The 16820-nt window shown below is 51.9% G+C and carries 13 protein-coding genes; 2 read left to right on the forward strand and 11 right to left on the reverse strand.

Annotated features, from left to right (window positions below; all coding sequences use genetic code 11):
* Positions 1–19 precede the first annotated feature (19 nt).
* On the forward strand, positions 20–898 hold the full coding sequence (locus INF30_RS09890; RefSeq protein WP_226395071.1) for a LysR family transcriptional regulator: 879 nt from the start codon (positions 20–22) through the stop codon (positions 896–898).
* A 26-nt stretch (positions 899–924) separates the two neighbouring features.
* Here INF30_RS09890 and INF30_RS09895 read toward each other — a convergent pair whose 3' ends face one another.
* Together INF30_RS09895 and INF30_RS09900 are read right to left on the reverse strand one after the other, a co-directional pair.
* Complete coding sequence (locus INF30_RS09895; protein WP_076778353.1) at positions 925–1587, reverse strand: HD domain-containing protein; 663 nt, start codon at positions 1585–1587, stop codon at positions 925–927.
* A gap of 52 nt (positions 1588–1639) precedes the next feature.
* The gene (locus INF30_RS09900; RefSeq protein WP_226395072.1) at positions 1640–3013 is read right to left on the reverse strand and encodes a PhoH family protein; all 1374 of its coding nucleotides are present in this window, start codon (positions 3011–3013) and stop codon (positions 1640–1642) included.
* A 421-nt stretch (positions 3014–3434) separates the two neighbouring features.
* Here INF30_RS09900 and INF30_RS09905 point away from each other — a divergent pair, with 421 nt between their 5' ends.
* On the forward strand, positions 3435–5267 hold the full coding sequence (locus tag INF30_RS09905; RefSeq protein ID WP_226395073.1) for a GBS Bsp-like repeat-containing protein: 1833 nt from the start codon (positions 3435–3437) through the stop codon (positions 5265–5267).
* A 22-nt stretch (positions 5268–5289) separates the two neighbouring features.
* Here the strand turns inward: INF30_RS09905 and INF30_RS09910 are convergent, their stop codons facing one another.
* The 9 genes from INF30_RS09910 to glpK all read right to left on the reverse strand — a co-directional run bounded on the left by INF30_RS09910 (position 5290) and on the right by glpK (position 16786).
* Positions 5290–6330, reverse strand: coding sequence for an alcohol dehydrogenase (locus INF30_RS09910; protein ID WP_226395074.1), 1041 nt, complete (start codon positions 6328–6330; stop codon positions 5290–5292).
* A gap of 34 nt (positions 6331–6364) precedes the next feature.
* Complete coding sequence (locus INF30_RS09915; protein WP_226395075.1) at positions 6365–8128, reverse strand: hypothetical protein; 1764 nt, start codon at positions 8126–8128, stop codon at positions 6365–6367.
* Positions 8113–9633 carry a serine/threonine-protein kinase gene (locus tag INF30_RS09920; protein ID WP_226395076.1) on the reverse strand — a complete coding sequence of 507 codons (1521 nt, stop codon included), beginning with the start codon at positions 9631–9633 and terminating at the stop codon, positions 8113–8115. The genes INF30_RS09915 and INF30_RS09920 overlap by 16 nt, the downstream gene beginning before the upstream one ends.
* A 201-nt stretch (positions 9634–9834) precedes the next feature.
* A complete protein-coding gene (locus tag INF30_RS09925; RefSeq protein ID WP_226395077.1) occupies positions 9835–11223 on the reverse strand; it encodes an MATE family efflux transporter in 1389 nt (462 codons plus the stop codon).
* A gap of 97 nt (positions 11224–11320) precedes the next feature.
* Complete coding sequence (locus tag INF30_RS09930; RefSeq protein WP_226395078.1) at positions 11321–11899, reverse strand: ATP-binding cassette domain-containing protein; 579 nt, start codon at positions 11897–11899, stop codon at positions 11321–11323.
* Positions 11900–11924: 25 nt separating this feature from the next.
* Positions 11925–12710 carry an ABC transporter permease gene (locus tag INF30_RS09935; protein ID WP_330601306.1) on the reverse strand — a complete coding sequence of 262 codons (786 nt, stop codon included), beginning with the start codon at positions 12708–12710 and terminating at the stop codon, positions 11925–11927.
* Positions 12682–13707: an ABC transporter substrate-binding protein gene (locus INF30_RS09940; protein ID WP_330601307.1), complete on the reverse strand. Its 1026-nt coding sequence runs from the start codon at positions 13705–13707 to the stop codon at positions 12682–12684. Before INF30_RS09940 ends, INF30_RS09935 begins: the two co-directional genes overlap by 29 nt.
* A 184-nt stretch (positions 13708–13891) precedes the next feature.
* Positions 13892–15130 carry a 6-phosphofructokinase gene (locus INF30_RS09945; RefSeq protein ID WP_226395079.1) on the reverse strand — a complete coding sequence of 413 codons (1239 nt, stop codon included), beginning with the start codon at positions 15128–15130 and terminating at the stop codon, positions 13892–13894.
* A gap of 159 nt (positions 15131–15289) precedes the next feature.
* Positions 15290–16786 (reverse strand): glycerol kinase GlpK, encoded by a 1497-nt coding sequence (gene glpK, locus INF30_RS09950; protein WP_226395080.1) that lies wholly within the window; start codon positions 16784–16786, stop codon positions 15290–15292.
* Positions 16787–16820 lie beyond the last annotated feature (34 nt).

The raw sequence follows: 16820 nt of genomic DNA on the forward strand, positions 1-16820 counted from the left end.
ATTTTTGAACGGTGATGTCATGGAAATACGCAATCTCATAACTTTTGTCCGCATCGCAGAGGTGCGGAACTTTTCAAAAACCGCAGAGCAGCTTGGCTACTCCCAGTCTGCCGTCACCATGCAGATCAAACAGCTGGAAGCTGAATTACAGGTACAGCTTTTTGAGAGGATCGGGAAGAAGGCAAAACTGACACAGGCCGGCCAGCGCCTGCTGCCCTATGCCCTGGATATACTAAGCGCAGCCGGCAAGGCAGAAAGCATTGCCCGGGAGCCGGAGCAGATCTCCGGGAAACTGCGCATCGGCACGTGTGAATCCTACGTCATCAGTGTTCTCCCTCCGGTTTTCATGAAGATGGGAGAGCGCTGCCCCGGTGTGGAGATCAGCACGCACACGGCTCCGGTCCCCGACCTGATCGATATGCTGCGCCAGAATGACATTGACATTTTGTACTTTCTGGACGAAAAACTTTACTTTCCGGAGTGGATCAAGGTCATGGAGCAGCCGGAGAATATCTATTTCGTCTCCTCCTCCAGCTCTCCTCTGGCCCGCATGAAGAAGATCCCCATCAGCCGTCTGGTGGAGGAACCGCTCTATCTGACTGAAAAGGGGATCAGTTACCGTTATGCCATGGAGCAGACCCTGGCCGCAGCCGGCTACGAGCTGCATCCCCGGCTGGAGGTGGGAAACACGGACGTGATCACCCGCTTTCTGCTGAAAAACAAAGGCATCTCTTTTCTCCCGGAGTATGTGGTGAAAGACGATGTAGCAGAAGGCCGCCTGGCCATCCTGGACACAGAATGCCCCCGGATCGTCATGTGGAGCCAGCTTGCCTACCACCGGAATAAATATGTGACTCCCCAGATGAAGTTGTTTCTGGAATTCATGCAGAACCGGTAACACAAAACCGCTCCGCCGCTGGCCGATCAGCACAGCTTGCTGCCGTTTGCAACCAGTTTGAATTTGCACCCAAGCCTCTCGGCCGCCCTCCTGCACATGATCATCCGCTGCAGAAAGATCTCAAAATAGTCCATAACTGTGCACATAGAGTCGTCCAGCTCGATCTCCATCCGTATGACACGCTTTTCCTTATCTATCGCAAGACTGGAAGACAAGGCTGCGTAGTTGACCCTGTCATGTATGTCAAAATTAGCCGGAACCGGGTTCTGCACCCGGTTCCTCCGCACATCGGTCTTATCTGCAAGGATCAGGGCTGCCGACACCTCGTCCACAGCCGCCCCTGTCCCCTCGTCATGGTGACCAATAGCAGTCATCACGGTCATGGCGTCTCCCAAGGGCATCTTTCGCTCTTTCAGTATCTGATATGCCAGCATCGCTCCACTGTGGGGATGGTCGTGCCGGTTGACACAGTTGCCGATATCATGCATATAGCCTGCGATCCTGCCCAACTCCACCTTGTGTTTTGCATATCCCAATTCCTTCAGGATCTTCCCTGCTGTCTCCGCCACCTTGGCGGCATGTTTTCTGGAATGTTCTGTGTATCCCAGCTCATTTAATATTGTATTTCCATGTTCGATCAGCAGCCCGATCTCCTCATCGCTTCTGATCTGTTTATATGTGACTGACAAACTTAAATCCTCCTTTTCCCGGCCCCCATGTCTTCCAGGCTGCCGGTGCACTTTACAGCCTGCGTATAGCGTCCATGGCAAGCTCGGACCGCTCACACTCCTGTGCTGTCATGGTAACCTGCCAGCACAGGGGACTGCCCTTCATATGTTCTGAGGCATAGCTGAGTCCATTGGTCCTCTCATCCAGGAAGGGGCGGTCGATCTGGTCCGGATCTCCCAAAAGAATGATCTTGGTGTCTTTGCCCGCCCTGGTGATAATGCCCTTGATCTGGTTCGGCGTCATGTTCTGGGCTTCATCTATAATAAGGTAAGTTTTGATGATCGAGCGTCCTCTGATATAGTTCATGGCCTCTGTCTGGATCAGCCCTCTGGCAAATATCTCTTCGATCTTTCCTCTCAGCTCATCTTCATCTGCATACCGCTCCTCCTCATTGGAGTCGATCAGCTGCTCCAGGTTGTCGATAACAGGGCGCATCAGAGGCGAGATCTTCTCCTGCTCATCCCCCGGCAGGAACCCGATATCTGAGTCAAACTGGGCATTGGGCCGGCACACCAGTATCCGTCTGTACTCCCCGGTTGGATTATTCAGCACCTTTTCAAGCCCAACTGCCAGGGAGTAAAATGTCTTGCTTGTCCCCGCCATTCCCTTGACAATAACAAGGGGCGCTGTCTTGGCCGGCTGCATAAGAGCTTCCTGCAGGAAATACTGTCCTGCGTTTCTCGGTCGGATCCCATAGGGCATGCTTTTTCTGTACTCCAGCTTTCGGATCACTCCGTTTTCCACCCTTCCCAGGTGGGTCTTTTTCACTGACTGGTCCGCCTTCAATATGACAAACTGGTTTTCTGTAAGTTCAGGGACAATTCTGCCGTCCTCCCCGTCTGTTACATACACACTCTGGACAGGAATCCCTTTCTTTTTAAAATCCTTAAAAAGTTCCTCTGGCACGTACACCTCGATCCTGCCCTTATACTGGTTTTCGTTGTCAAACACCTGCTCTGTCGTAAAGTCCTCGGCAGATATCCCGAGGATCTGTGCCTTGATACGGAGAAGAATATCCTTTGTCACAAGGATCACCTGCTCTTCGTGTGTCTCTTTCAGTCCAAGACACACTTTCAGTATCCGGTTGTCCATGATCTCCTCCGAGAGCTCCGGCGGCAGCTGGACATCCACATAATTCTTTTCCACCCGGCAGCTTCCTCCACCGGGAAGCTCCACACCAGAGAGCAGATCGCCCCTCTGCCGCATCTGCTCCAGGAATCGGATGGCCCGCCTGGCGCTTGCGCCTCTCTCCCCTTCCGCCTTCTTCAGATTGTCCAATTCTTCCAGTACCGCCATGGGCAGCACGACCTGGTTATCTTCAAAACACTCGGCAGCGTACGGAGCCTGGATCAGGACATTCGTATCAAGTACATAAATCTTTACCATAGAGTATCCCCTTTCCGGATTGTATTTATCTACAGTATATCGTTCTTTTCTTGTTTCAAGATCAAGATCTTGTAAAAAGTGCGTAAAATCTGTCCTGTTCATAATTTGTTCATTTATCATTTAAAAAAGTTTCACTTCTTGAACACTTTTTCTTCACAGCTCTGCCTTATACTAAAATCATCAAATAAATCAAGACGCTTCGTAGTAGAAATACTATTTGGAATAAACTTTTTCATAATACATGCCGGGGACTGAGAGATCGGTCACCCGGCATCCTCCCTTTTTAGGAATTTTTTCTTTCTACACGCATTTTCTTTTGCATTCCCCCTTACTTTTACGCGTTTTTCCTTGAAGACCTTCTCCAGAACCGTTATAATTAGAGGTTGAGAAATGTAAAATTCAGGAGAAATGTGTGTAAAAAATGGGAAAAATATCTATTTATGCAAAGCGAGCTCTGCGTGTACTGCTCACGATCCTGGCTGTACTCCTGGCTGTACTTGCCACGATCATCACCTGCAGTCTCAAGTGGATGTTCGACACCTGGAGCAACCTCACCATGGACGAGCTCATCTACCACCTGACCTCCCCGCTGGAGGGCACAAATGACGCCATGATCAAAGAATACGTTGTCAAATGCATTGTTCCTGCTGTCGTCATCCTGCTTGTCCTGGCTGTCATCTTAACCGCTTTCCGGAAAAAGAAACGGTACTACGCTGTCATGGCGGGAGCCATTGTCCTGTCCGTATCTGTATCCGCCCTGTCGGTCCACGGCGCCTGGCAGGCCCTGGATGTAGGAAACTATGTGGCAGACAGAGGAACCTACTCTACATTTATCGACGACAACTACGTAAGCCCGGCAGATGTGGAAATGACCTTTCCCCAGGAAAAGCGAAATCTGATCTACATCTTCCTGGAGTCCATGGAAACTACATACGCTGACACCCAAAACGGCGGCGCTTTTACCGAGAATGTGATTCCGGAGCTGACCCAGATCGCTCAGGAAAACGAGGACTTTTCCGGCGAGACTGACAAACTGAACGGCGGCTATTCCATGCCCGGCACAACCTGGACCATCGGCGCCATGTTCGGACAGACCGCCGGATTGCCGCTAAGCGTCTCCATCGACGGGAACAACATGGACACCCAGGATACATTCTTTGCCGGCGCTGTGACTCTGGGTGATATCCTGGAGAGCCAGGGCTACTCCCAGACTCTTCTCATCGGATCCGATGCGGTTTTTGGAGGCCGGGAGCTGTATTTTACAGAACACGGCAGCTACGAAATGATGGATTATAAATATGCGGCCCAGAATGGCCTGATCCCGGAGGACTATCTTGTGTGGTGGGGATATGAAGATCAGAAGCTGTTCGAGTTCGCAAAGCAGAAAGTAACTGAACTGGCTGCCCAGCCGGAACCTTTTAATCTGACTATGCTCACGGTAGACACACATTTTGAAGACGGGTATATGTGCGAGGGCTGTCCTAAGCTCTACGGCGATGACCAGTACTCCAACGTCATGCGCTGTTCCAGCCAGCAGGTAGCTTCGTTCATCCGCTGGATTCAGCAGCAGGATTTTTACGAAAACACGACTATTGTCCTGTGCGGCGACCATCCCACCATGGACAGTGATTACTGCGAAGATGTGGACGGTGATTACATCAGAAAGACCTATACGGCTTACATCAATGCCGCTGCCCAGAAGGAGACTGAGACAAGGAGAGATTTCACTACTTTTGACCAGTTTCCCACTACCCTGGCTGCCCTGGGCGTACAGATCGAAGGCAACCGGCTTGGCCTTGGGACCAATCTTTTCTCCTCGGAGCCCACTCTCACCGAGCGCTTCGGTCTTGATACGGAGGCGGCTGAGCTGAAGAAAAAATCGCAGCTTATTGAGGAGCTGGCAGATATCGACTACGACTCCCAGTCGCTGATGGAGCGGGAGGGCCGCGTTCCCACCGGCACAGTCTATGCAGATCCCTATCTGCGCGACATTGGCGGCATTCCTGTGACCGTGACAGATCTGGTCAATCTTCCGGATACGGTGCAGAGTGTGCAGATCGCAGTATGGACCAACGAAGACCAGAGTGACCTGCAGTGGATACAGCTGACAGACCGGGGTGACGGCAGCTACGGCGCCAATATCAATGTGGCCAATTACGGCTTCAAGCTGGGCGTCTACTACATTGATGCCTACATTGTAGACGGCACCGGAACTCCCTATATGATCGGCCAGACAACCGGCTATGTAGATTAAGATAGTTTTGGCGGCGCTGCCCCTAGGGGGTCAGCGCCGCTTTTATGATTCCTTCCTCTTTATTTTCAAACAGCCGGTATATCTCCATGGCATCAGCCAGAGGTGCCCTGTGGGTGATCAGGCACTCACCTTTCAGCTTTCCCCGGGCTGTCAGTTCCAGGATCTCTCTGCAGTTGCATGCATCTACGCCTCCGGTCTTGAAGATCAGATTTTTTCCGTACATCTCAGGCAGGGGAAGGATCTGCTCTTCCTCATACATGGCTGCAATGACGACCACAGCATTGGGCCTTGCCGCCTGCCAGGCAAGCCGAAAACTGTCCTTCCCGCCTGCCGCCTCAATGACCACATCCGCTCCCCGTCCCTGGGTCCACTCCCGCAGTGCTTCTGTCAGCGAGACTTCAGAAGGATCCACAAATTCGTCTGCCAGTCCCTGCTTTCTGGCAAATTCCAGTCTGCTCCTGTCTATATCTGCCGCCACGATGCGGGCAGGCCTGTAGAGAGCTGCACACATCATAGCACAAAGACCGGCTGGTCCGGCCCCAAGCACCAGGACAGTATCTCCCTGCCTGATCTCGCCAATCTTTGCCGCCCAGTATCCCGTAGAGAGCAGATCCCCTGTAAAAAGTGCCTGCTCATCTGTCACCTGGTCCGGGATGGGCGTCAGCGCCTGGTCCGCAAAGGGGACTCTCACATACTCTGTCTGGCCGCCGTCTATCCTGCATCCCAGCGCCCATCCGCCATTTTCATCCTGACAATTATTGACAAAACCTCTTTTGCAGAAAAAACACTCTCCGCAGAAGGTCTCCACGTTGACAGCCACTCTCTGTCCGGCATGTACGCTCTTTACCTTCCGCCCGGTCTCCTCCACAACGCCTACAAATTCATGCCCAAGGATGGTTCCGGGCACTGCCCTTGGCACCGAGCCGTTTTTAATGTGAAGATCACTGGTGCAGATAGCAGTCAGCGTCACTCTCACAATGGCATCTGTATCCTTTTCCAGCTGTGGAAGCGGCCTATCTTCCATACAGATCTCACCTTTTCCTCTATATACGACCGCCTGCATCTTTTTTCCTCCTTGCCTGTTTTTTCCTATTTTATCACACTCTCTTCTTTTTTACGATACGTCTGAAGCAGACAAGCCCCGGCAGAAGCAGAAGTCCTGCCGCCACGACTGCCGGCAAAGCGGTCTCATCCCAGCTATCCTGCGCCGACTCTTTTTCTTCTGTCTCTTTCTCACGCTTAAATTGCTCCTCTTCCAGTCCAAGAGACTGTCTGACCGGAGACAGCAGCTTATCGGCCAGGGACTCTTTCGCCACGATTTCAAAGAGAACCGATCGCTCCGCCTTGTTTCCTGCTTTGTCCGCAGCGGCCACCTCCATCTTGTAGACCCTGTACTCGTCAAATGTACAAGTGTACACATCTGTGTCCGGATCCAGCTCTATCTTTTTCCCGTTGACACGGATCTCGCGGATCCAGTCCCCGCTGTTCCCAAGGCGGACCGTACAGGTTCTTCTCTCCTCATAAGCCCTGCCATTTTCCACATCTTCAAACAGGATCTGCGGAGGCGTTCGGTCAATGGCAAACTCTGCCGCAGCTCTGGAGCGGTTGCCGGCCGCGTCCACTGCCTCAGCCTCCAGAAGATGACGCCCCTCCTTTCGGATCGTCTGTCCGGGAAGATAGGGGACGCCGTCCAGTGTCAGCCTGTACGTGTAGCTGGTAAAATCTGTAATGAGTTCAGACACAGGCCTGTTCCAGCAGAATTCCTTCAGCCAGGTCCCATCCAGCTCATCCACATAAGTGATAACCGGATTGTTCTTATCCACAATGACCTGAACCTTTGTCTCCGCATGAAAACCCGCTGCATCCGCCGCCCTGACATGGATCCGGTAAATGCCGTCATTCTGGAAGATCTGCTCCGCCTGCCTGCTGCCGCCTTCCCCGCTCCATTCTCCCCCATCCAGCACGGTCTCCTCTCCCTCCGGAGAAGTCCAGATCGTCTGTACGCCACAAAAGTCCAGCATATTGTCGTCAGAGACCGCGCAGAGAGCATGAATGTCTTTGCTGGTGATCAGATAGTCCTTGGCACCGCTGATCTGCACAGACGGGGGTGAAGCGTCCACATACACCTCCCCCTCCCAAACCGTCCGGTTGCCGGCCCGGTCAAAGGCAGCGGCTGCCACAGGGATTCCCTGTCCCCCCTTAGAAGTCTGGCGGATCACAAAGGATCCCTTCTCTTTTTCGCTCCTCTCCTGCTCCTTTCCATTTACATAGCATACGATGTATTTAATCCCGCTTCCCTCAGTATTTTCACTTGCTTGATACACTAGACCAGCCTGATACTGATGCCAGATATTTCCTCCGTCCACCCACATATCCAGGGCTGGAGGGGCCGTATCAACTTTAAACAGCAGCTCTTTTTCATAAAAGATCTGCAGCTCTTTCTCCTGCCCCGACGGCGTGTATTCAATCCAGATACGGAGCCGGTTTTCCCCCTCTGCAAATGTCTCCTGCCCAATGACAGCCTGCCCTCCCGGCTGGCTGATCCTTCCCTCCAGAACAGTTCCCGCCTCATTTTCCACTGTGTAAACAGTCTCCCCTGTTTCTCCGGGATGGCTGATGGTCACCTGGGGTTTCACCGTATAGTACTTCTCCTCCCCGTCCGCCTCCTCATAAGAAACCTCATAGGGAAGAGGCGGCTCCTTTTCCTGCTCCTCTCCCTGCTCCTCCCCCTCCTCCGGCTCCTTCTCTTCCTCTTCACAGATTGCCTGTGCGTCCTCCTGCGCAAAGATCTCCTGCTGGCCATACAGAGCGGCCAGGACCGCCACCAGCAGAAAGACCTGCCATACTATTTTCCTACCCATACTTCCTCTCCCTCCACTTTGATCTCATATTCTTCCTTCAGTTTTATAAATTCCGGCTCCTCTGCTATCTCCGGTATCTCCTGCAGAAATTCCTGTATCGTCTGCGCACAGATCTGCCGGTCTGTTTCCGGGTTGGCACACTGCATCCGGATATACTGTATCCGAAGCAGTCTTGAGTCCGGAAGCTCCTCCAGACCCTGCCGGCAGAGTTCCCAGGCAGATGCCGTGTCCCCCATTTCCCCGTGCAGAGCGGTCAGCCTGCTGTATATCTGTTCCCGGATGCCCTCGTCCTCCTCCAGTTCCAGTATTGATCCGTACTGTTCCACTGCCTGCTCCGGATCTTCCGCAGTCTCAAAAGCCCCCGCCAGCATCCACCGGACCTCTTTTTCTTTTTCGTGGTCAGAGTCTGACTCTGTCCAGTCCTGAAGAGAAAAGAGCTTTGTTCCCAGGCGGATGATCTCCTCATTCGCACTGCCTTTTCCCAGAAGCGAGTAGCCCCGCAAAATGCTGAGACAATATCTGTAGTCTGACCTGTCCGGTATCCTCTCCTGCATACCTGCCAGGAGTGACTTTATCTGGCTTTCCTCCATTTGATCGGCATCCTCCATACAGGCGGACAGTTTCTCATAGTCTGCTGCCAAAAGATCACTGCCGGCCATCTCTCCGAACAGCCTCCGGCTTTCCCCGTAATCTTCCAGCTCAAGAAAGTAGAGCATGGCCATATCAAATTTCAGACTGTCCTCCCCGTCTCTATCCTTCTCTGCGGCGGAGATACTCTCCCGTGCGCCGGCATTCTCTGTTTCGGCACCATCGGAAATGGTTTCCTGCGAAAAGAATGTTCTTTCCCCTGCGGCTACCACAGCCAGCAGGGCCAGGGCAGTCGCAGCGGCAACTATCACTTTTTTCGTCTTTTTATGTTCCTGTCTGTCTTTTGGAAATTGTTCTGATATCTCGTGAACAGAATGATATTGTTTCTTTGATCTGCCCCCTGTCTCCTGACCAGGAGTCTGACAGAGGCATCTGAAAATGATCTTTTGAAGTTTTCTTTTTGTGTTCCCTTTGATGGGAGGTACCGCCTCCACCGCTGCCAGCATATACTGGAACGTCCTCCCAATCCCATAAATGTCATCCGCCAGGCTCATCCGCTGACAATGCTGGTTGTCCGGCATCAGAAAACTTTCTCTTATACTCCTTCTCTGCAGCTTTTTCCGAAGATCCTGCTGCCCTGCACTGGAGAGATCGAGAAGGTGGATCTTCCCGTCATCCCCTACCACCATGCTGTAGGGATTTACATACTGGTAACACGGATTTCCTCTGCACCGGTGGAATTTCTCCAACTCCTGCAGGATCTGTCTCATCCACGCAAGGAGCTGGTCCCTGGGCAGGCTGGGCCGGTATTTCAGGCAGGTTGCCAGGAGCATTCCCGGCATACAGTCTGAACTGACATAACAGCGTCCCTGGTTCTCCACAAGCTTGAGGATGTCATATTCTGTCTGATGCTCCATCTGCACACCTCCAGTCTGTATTGTACTCATTGCTAAGGAATCAATCCGGCGAACTGCCGAAGAATAAAAAAGCGACCGCTTTTTGAAGCTTATGTAGATAGTAGCACAGCCCGGGAGAAAATGCAAGACATAAAGCGCAATAATTCCCGCCAGGAAATTACTGCGCTTTATACAGTCAGAGTCCTCTATATTATCTGAATTTTATGACACCGCAGCCTTCTCAAGCCCGCGCATATGCCGCATCTCCTGCACAATCAGGATGACAGTCGTCACAAACGCGGCCGAATCCGCCACAGGCCCTGCGAACATGATACCGTCCAGCCCAAAGAACAGCGGAAGGATCAGAATAAGAGGTATGAGGAAAAAGACCTGTCTCGTCATGGAGAGAAGAAGTCCTTTCACCGGTTTTCCGATAGCCGAAAAGAAGTTTGAGGAAATAAGCTGAACGCCGTTTGCAATGATCATGAAAAGGAAGATCCTCATAAACTTCACAGCAAAGGTAAAATACATCTCATCTCCTGTCCCGAACAGGGAAATGATCTGTCTCGGGAAAAACTGAAAGAGAATGAATCCCACGGCAGAAATGGCCAGGTTCACACTGATGGCCAGCTTGTAGGTCTTCCGGACGCGGTCATACTGCTTCGCCCCGTAGTTAAAGCCGATGATAGGCTGGCTTCCCTGGGAAATTCCTATAATAAATGCAAGCAGTATGGCATTTGTCTTCATGACAATTCCGCAGGCCGCCAGGGGGATGTCTGTTCCGTATGGAGATGACGCCCCGTAGTATGTCAGCGAATTGTTCAGCACGATCTGGACAAACGTAATGGCTACCTGATTCAGGCTGTTGCTCATGCCCAGTGATGCGGTTTTCAGGCATTCCTGCGGGACAAGACGGATATCTTCCCTTTTCAGTTCTATGTTCTTAAATTTCCCTATGTATATCACTGCCGACACAAACGAGCAGATCTGTCCGATCACCGTGGCCCAGGCAGCGCCGGCTACACCCCAGTGAAAAACAAAGATAAAGACCGGATCCAAAATCGTGTTGACAATGGCGCCGATCAGCATGCTGGTCATAGAGTACTTCGGACTTCCGTCCGCCCTGGCCAGATTGCTCATACCGTTTGTCACGATAAGAAACGGCATTCCCACCGCCGTGATCCGTGTATATTCGATTGCGTAGGGCATCACATCCGGCGTTGCCCCGAATGCAGTAAGAAGCGGATGCAGGAAGATTTCCACCAGTACCGCATAGATCATGCCAAAGACAACCATCATACTGATGCCGTTTCCCACAACGCGGCATGCCCTGTCCTTCTCCCCTGCTCCCAGGTGAAGTGAAAAACGCGAAGCGCTTCCTATACCGATAAGAAGCGCGATGGCAAGACAGATCGTAGTCAGAGGATAGGCTACATTTGTGGCAGCATTTCCAAGATACCCCACACCCTGGCCGATAAAAATCTGATCCACGATATTGTACAGGGAACTCACTACCATGGCAATAATGCTTGGTATGGCAAAGCTTTTCAAAAGCGCCGGTATACTTTTGTATCCCAGCGGATTTTCCTGGTTTTGTACCTGTGTGTTCATTTTTTTGTTTCTCCTTTATCTGCCGGTCCTGCCGTCAGACCTTTGTCTTCCGGCAGCCCGGATCTGTGTTTTTTACCGGGCAGATATCTCAGCGCATCTATCCCTCATCCAGGGACACGACTTTCGCCGCCCCCATCAACTCTGCTTCCTTTTCATCATGGGTCACGAAAAGCACAGTCCTGCCCCGGCATGCCTCTTTTGTATACGCAATGGTTTTCCTGCGTGTCTCGTCGTCCAGACCTTTAAACGGTTCATCCAGAAACAGGATCTGGCAGGGCGCAAGGAGAGCCCTGAGAAGAGCCACCCTGCGCCGCATTCCGCCGGAGAGCTCGTGGGCCGGCTGATTTTCACAGCCTCCCAGGTCAATCTTCTTCATCTCGTTTCTGATCTCTTCTGCCGTCCTTTCCGGGCATGTCAGCCGTATGTTAGCCATGGCGCTTAAATTTTCGCACAGCCTGTCCTCCTGAAATACAGCGCTCTTCTTCATGGAAGGCAGTCCGCCGGTCTCTCCTTCATCGGCCGTCTCAAGCCCCATGAGAATACGAAGAAGCGTGGTCTTGCCGCATCCGGATCTGCCCATGATACAAGTAGTCTCCCCCTCCTGTATATGAAGTGAAAACTGTTCCAGTACTCTGTGTTCCCCATATGATTTGCTTATATTTATGATCTCAGGCATTTTCTCACTTCTCTTTCGCTCATTTTCATCCCCGTTGCTCAAGGCGGCGGACACAGTACCCGATGGCCTTCAGAAATCCTTTTTCAAACAGGACGCTGATACAGATAATGACAAGCGTCCAGGCAAAAAGCGCCGGTGTGTCCAGGTATATCTTGGCATTGTAGAGGTTTTCTCCTATGGAGTTCTGGGGAATTCCTATGACTTCTGCCGCCACGCCTGCCTTCCAGCACAGCCCCAGTGCCAGAGAGCAGCCGGCGCGGAAATAGGGAAGGACCTGGGAGACATAGATACTGCGAAGCTGGCGGCCAAAGGGAATCTCAAAGACTCTGGCCATCTCCAGAAGTTTCCTGTCCACCTGGCTGATGCCGTCCAGAACATTCGTGTAGATCACAGGAAATACCATCAGAAATGAAATCAGCACAGACAGGTTTCTGGAGGACACCCATATCAGAACGAGAATGACAAAGGATGCCACCGGGATGGATTTGACAGTCACAATAAATGGAAGCAGAAATTCCCGCAGCCGCACTGACGCTGCTGAAAGTCCTGCAAGAACCACCCCCAGGATCACACCCAGGAGAAATCCTCCTACAATCCGGATCATGGAGGAGGCGATGGAAAGCCAGAATTCTGCTGTGGCCGCCAGTTTTACAACAGTACAGACAACAGTGACAGGAGACACAAGAAGTATCTCCTGTCCTATCCACATACTGACAAGCTGCCACACTGCCAGCCAGACAAGAACGGCCCACAGCCTGATCTTTCCTTTTCTTTTTCCTTCCTTACTCTCCGGTGTAGTAGAAGTCATCATCTGGTAATTTTCCTCCCACAGCTTCCGGATTCTGGTCGTTCAGAACAGAAAGATATCCGGACAGCTTCTCCTGCATCTCATCGCCTGTAATGCAGACAATATTGCACTCGGGGATCGCTGTCTGAGCCACTTCCGCGGTGACAATGTCGTACTGACCTACAAGCTGTGCAGCCTCGTCCACATTTTCGTTGACAAAATCAACGGACGCTTTGTATCTCTCAAGGAAATCGGACACTGCTTCCGGGTTCTCTTTGGCAAATTCTGTTCTCACAACCACAACACCGGTAAGCAAAGCGCCGGGTTCCTGCGCGTCTTCCTGCACTTTGTCCCACTCTTCTGTCAGATCCAGGGCAACCCTGAGATCCGGATTTTTCATCTGGGCTGTTGTCACAAAAGGCTGGGGCAGCATGGCGATGCCGGAAGGATCCTGGGCCAGGGCCGCCACGCATTCAGAATGTTCGCTCTTCCACTCAATGGTCACATCCGCCGCCGGATCCAGGCCGTTCTGCTGAAGAATATAATTCAGGGCATACTCCGGCGTGGCTCCTTTCCCGCTGGCATAGATGGTCTTTCCTTTCAGATCCGCCGCAGACTGGACGGTGTCGCCATTCTCTACTATATAGAGAACTCCCAGTGTATTGACGGCCAGAACCTGAACACCGCCCTCCAGTTTATTATAAAGAACAGAGGCCACATTGGCAGGCACTGCGGCAATGTCTGTCTCTCCCTGGGATATTGCCGGTGTCACCTCGTCTATGGATGCTGCTATAGTAAACTTATAATTTTCGCTGTCAACTTTTCCATTGTCCACATCGTCCATCAGACTGACCATTCCCATGGCAGTGGGTCCTTTCAGCGCTGTCACATTCACTTCCACAGGCTCCGTCTCTTTTGTATTATCCTGGCTTTCGTTGCTGCTGCCGCATCCTGTCAGCATGGATACCGCCATGGCGCAGGCCATGAGGATCGCACTGAGCTTCTTCATTCTCTTTTTCATAATTTATGTCCTCCTTCTCTTTGTCTGATCATGTCCAGAAAGTATTATAACGCCCCAAAGCCGGGGTGTAAAGGCAGGCGGCCGTGTATTTTTTTACAGTCATCCTTTCTCCAGGACATAAGAAGACCCGGCCTTCTCCGTCCGGGTCCCCTCTTAAGGTTATGATATCCTATATACTTATACTCTACAGATTATATGGCCGGAAGAGATGACGCGGAATTCCGTCTACCATGACGGGTGACACATCTCCCTGGATCAGTGGGCGCACATAAGCAACAAATTCGTCTGTCACGCCTGTGCCCTCCTCATTGACCCATTCTCTTGGCACCAGTTTCTCATCGTTGGCAATCTTATGCACGTCCTTTACTTCCGTGCCGCACTGGTATGGATCGTCCGAAAGTCTCTGCAGAACAACCATCTTTCCGGAATCTCCCTCGTCCGCTGCTTTCACTGCAGCACCGCCTACCTGATAGGCTTCCAGGATATCCACCCTGGATGCCGCATGGGAAGCGGATCTCTGAAGACTGCTCAGCTCGATAGCACGAGTCTTGCATCCGATCTCGCCCGCAATAAAGCTGGCCAGATAGGAAGCTGTCCCGGAAAGCTGCTTGTGTCCGAAAGCATCCACAAAATCTATGCTGCTGCCCAGCTCGCACACATAAGTACCGTCAGCTGTCCGTATTCCTTCGGAAACGGCAACGACAACAGAAGGTTTCTTTGACAGAAGCTCTTTTACCTTATCGCTGAAAACATGCAGGTCAAAGGAAATCTCCGGCAGATAGATCAGATCCGGGCCCTCGCAGTCCTCGCCTTTTGCCAGAGCTGCAGCTCCGGTCAGCCAGCCTGCATTTCTTCCCATAATCTCTACAATGCTCACAAGACCTTTGCTGTACTCCAGACAGAAGCTGTCACGGATGATCTCTTTCACAGATGTGCCGATGTATTTTGCAGCGCTTCCGTAGCCCGGTGTGTGGTCCGTAAGAGCCAGGTCGTTGTCAATGGTCTTCGGGCATCCGATAAAACGGGTCGGGTGTCCCGTCACAATAGCGTAGTCGGAAAGTTTCTTGATGGTGTCCATGGAGTCATTTCCACCGATATAGATAAACGCCTCAATATCCAGCTTGTCGAGAATAGAAAAAATTTTCTCGTACACCGCTTTATCCTCATGAATCTCCGGCAGTTTGTAGCGGCAGGATCCGAGGAAAGCTGCAGGCGTCCTCTTCAAAAGTTCTGCGTCCAGCTCTGTGGTGATATACTCTGACAGATCCAGATACCTCTCCTGCAGAAGGCCCTGTATGCCGTGAAGCATTCCGTACACTTTATTTGCCCCGCGGTCCTTCGCCGTGCGGTATACACCCGCGAGACTTGAATTGATGGCGGCTGTAGGGCCGCCAGACTGACCTACGATTACATTTCGTTTCATGCTATGCTACCTCCGTCCTTTAAATATCGCGCCGCATGTCCTCTCTCCCGGATCAGGCGGGCACTGTACATTTCCGGCGCTAAGCTCTTAATATACCTATTTTAGTATATTTAGCTATATCTGTCCAGCAAAAGAATATTTTTTTGTACATTTTCACAACTATTCATCCTTTGCCCAGTGATAAGCATAGCGGACCGCCTTATTCCAGCCCTTTATTTTCTTCTCCCGTTCTTCCGCCTGAATTTCGGGTGTAAAGATCCGGTCAATAGCCCAGTTTTTCAGCACTTCTTCTTTATTTTTCCAGTATCCTGTCGCAAGTCCTGCTAGATAAGCAGCTCCCATGGCTGTTGTCTCCACGCACTTCGGCCGGTTCACAGGGGCATTGCTGATATCCGCCTGGGACTGCATCAGGAAATTGTTGGCGCTGGCTCCTCCGTCCACTTTGAGGGAGCTCAAGGTAATGCCTGCATCCGCTTCCATAGCCTTCAGCACGTCATTGACCTGATAGGCAAGGGATTCCAGGGTAGCCCTGATGACATGGTATTTATTGACTCCCCGGGTAATGCCCACAATGGTCCCTCTGGCGTAGGGATCCCAGTGAGGCGCACCAAGGCCCGTGAAAGCCGGCACCACATAGCAGCCGTTCGTGTCTGGCACTTTATTTGCCATATATTCCGAATCCTCGGAGGAATCGATCAGACGCATCTCGTCCCGGAGCCACTGGATAGCTGCTCCGGCCACGAAGATGGAGCCTTCCAGGGCGTAGTTCACCTTTCCGTCCAGTCCCCAGGCAATGGTAGTCAGTAGGCCATTGTCAGAGAACACTGGCTTTTCCCCTGTATTCATCAGCAGGAAGCAGCCTGTACCGTAGGTATTCTTTGCCTCCCCGGGCTGGAAACAGGTCTGGCCGAAAAGAGCCGACTGCTGGTCTCCGGCCGCCCCTCCGATGGGGATGCTGCCGCCAAAGTAGGAGGGATCGCTCTCCCCGTAAATACAGCTGGAAGGCTTCACCTCCGGCAGCATAGTAACAGGGATATCAAGAAGCTTCAGGATATCTTCATCCCACTGCAGGGTATTGATATTAAAAAGCATGGTCCGGGATGCGTTAGAGTAATCTGTCACGTGAACTTTTCCCTTTGTCAGCTTCCAGATCAGCCAGGTTTCCACTGTGCCAAAGAGGAGTTCTCCCCTTTCAGCCCGCTGTCTCGCACCCTCCACATGGTCCAGGATCCACTTGATTTTTGTGGCGGAAAAATATGCGTCAATCTTAAGACCGGTTTTCCGGCGGATCATATCCTCCAGGCCGTCTGCTATCAGCTTGTCACAAAAACCTGCTGTCCTGCGGCACTGCCACACAATGGCATTGCAGACGGGCTCCCCTGTCTTTTTGTCCCACACAATGGCAGTCTCCCGCTGATTCGTGATACCGATCGCAGCAATGTCCGTAGCCTCCGCCCCTATCTTGCTCATGGCCTCCACCGCTACCCCAAGCTGGGTGGACCAGATCTCATCCGCATCGTGCTCCACCCAGCCCGGTTTCGGGAAATACTGAGTGAACTCCTTCTGAGCTACGCTGCATATATTCCCCTGTTTGTCAAACAAAATACAGCGGTTGCTGGTGGTGCCGGCATCCAGCGCCATCACAAATTGTTTCATAATTGTCCTCCTTTTTGCAATTCCGGACGTAATA

The sequence above is a fragment of the Claveliimonas monacensis genome, from assembly GCF_014982975.1.
Lineage (GTDB): Bacteria > Bacillota > Clostridia > Lachnospirales > Lachnospiraceae > Claveliimonas > Claveliimonas monacensis.

What these genes read in the sequence shown, in the direction of transcription:
- INF30_RS09890 (WP_226395071.1), top strand. Translation starts at nt 20, where the DNA reads ATGGAAATACGCAATCTCATAACTTTTGTCCGCATCGCAGAGGTGCGG.
- INF30_RS09900 (WP_226395072.1), bottom strand. Translation starts at nt 3,013, where the DNA reads ATGGTAAAGATTTATGTACTTGATACGAATGTCCTGATCCAGGCTCCG.
- INF30_RS09905 (WP_226395073.1), top strand. Translation starts at nt 3,435, where the DNA reads ATGGGAAAAATATCTATTTATGCAAAGCGAGCTCTGCGTGTACTGCTC.
- INF30_RS09910 (WP_226395074.1), bottom strand. Translation starts at nt 6,330, where the DNA reads ATGCAGGCGGTCGTATATAGAGGAAAAGGTGAGATCTGTATGGAAGAT.
- INF30_RS09915 (WP_226395075.1), bottom strand. Translation starts at nt 8,128, where the DNA reads ATGGGTAGGAAAATAGTATGGCAGGTCTTTCTGCTGGTGGCGGTCCTG.
- INF30_RS09920 (WP_226395076.1), bottom strand. Translation starts at nt 9,633, where the DNA reads ATGGAGCATCAGACAGAATATGACATCCTCAAGCTTGTGGAGAACCAG.
- INF30_RS09925 (WP_226395077.1), bottom strand. Translation starts at nt 11,223, where the DNA reads ATGAACACACAGGTACAAAACCAGGAAAATCCGCTGGGATACAAAAGT.
- INF30_RS09930 (WP_226395078.1), bottom strand. Translation starts at nt 11,899, where the DNA reads ATGCCTGAGATCATAAATATAAGCAAATCATATGGGGAACACAGAGTA.
- INF30_RS09935 (WP_330601306.1), bottom strand. Translation starts at nt 12,710, where the DNA reads ATGATGACTTCTACTACACCGGAGAGTAAGGAAGGAAAAAGAAAAGGA.
- INF30_RS09940 (WP_330601307.1), bottom strand. Translation starts at nt 13,707, where the DNA reads ATGAAAAAGAGAATGAAGAAGCTCAGTGCGATCCTCATGGCCTGCGCC.
- INF30_RS09945 (WP_226395079.1), bottom strand. Translation starts at nt 15,130, where the DNA reads ATGAAACGAAATGTAATCGTAGGTCAGTCTGGCGGCCCTACAGCCGCC.
- glpK (WP_226395080.1), bottom strand. Translation starts at nt 16,786, where the DNA reads ATGAAACAATTTGTGATGGCGCTGGATGCCGGCACCACCAGCAACCGC.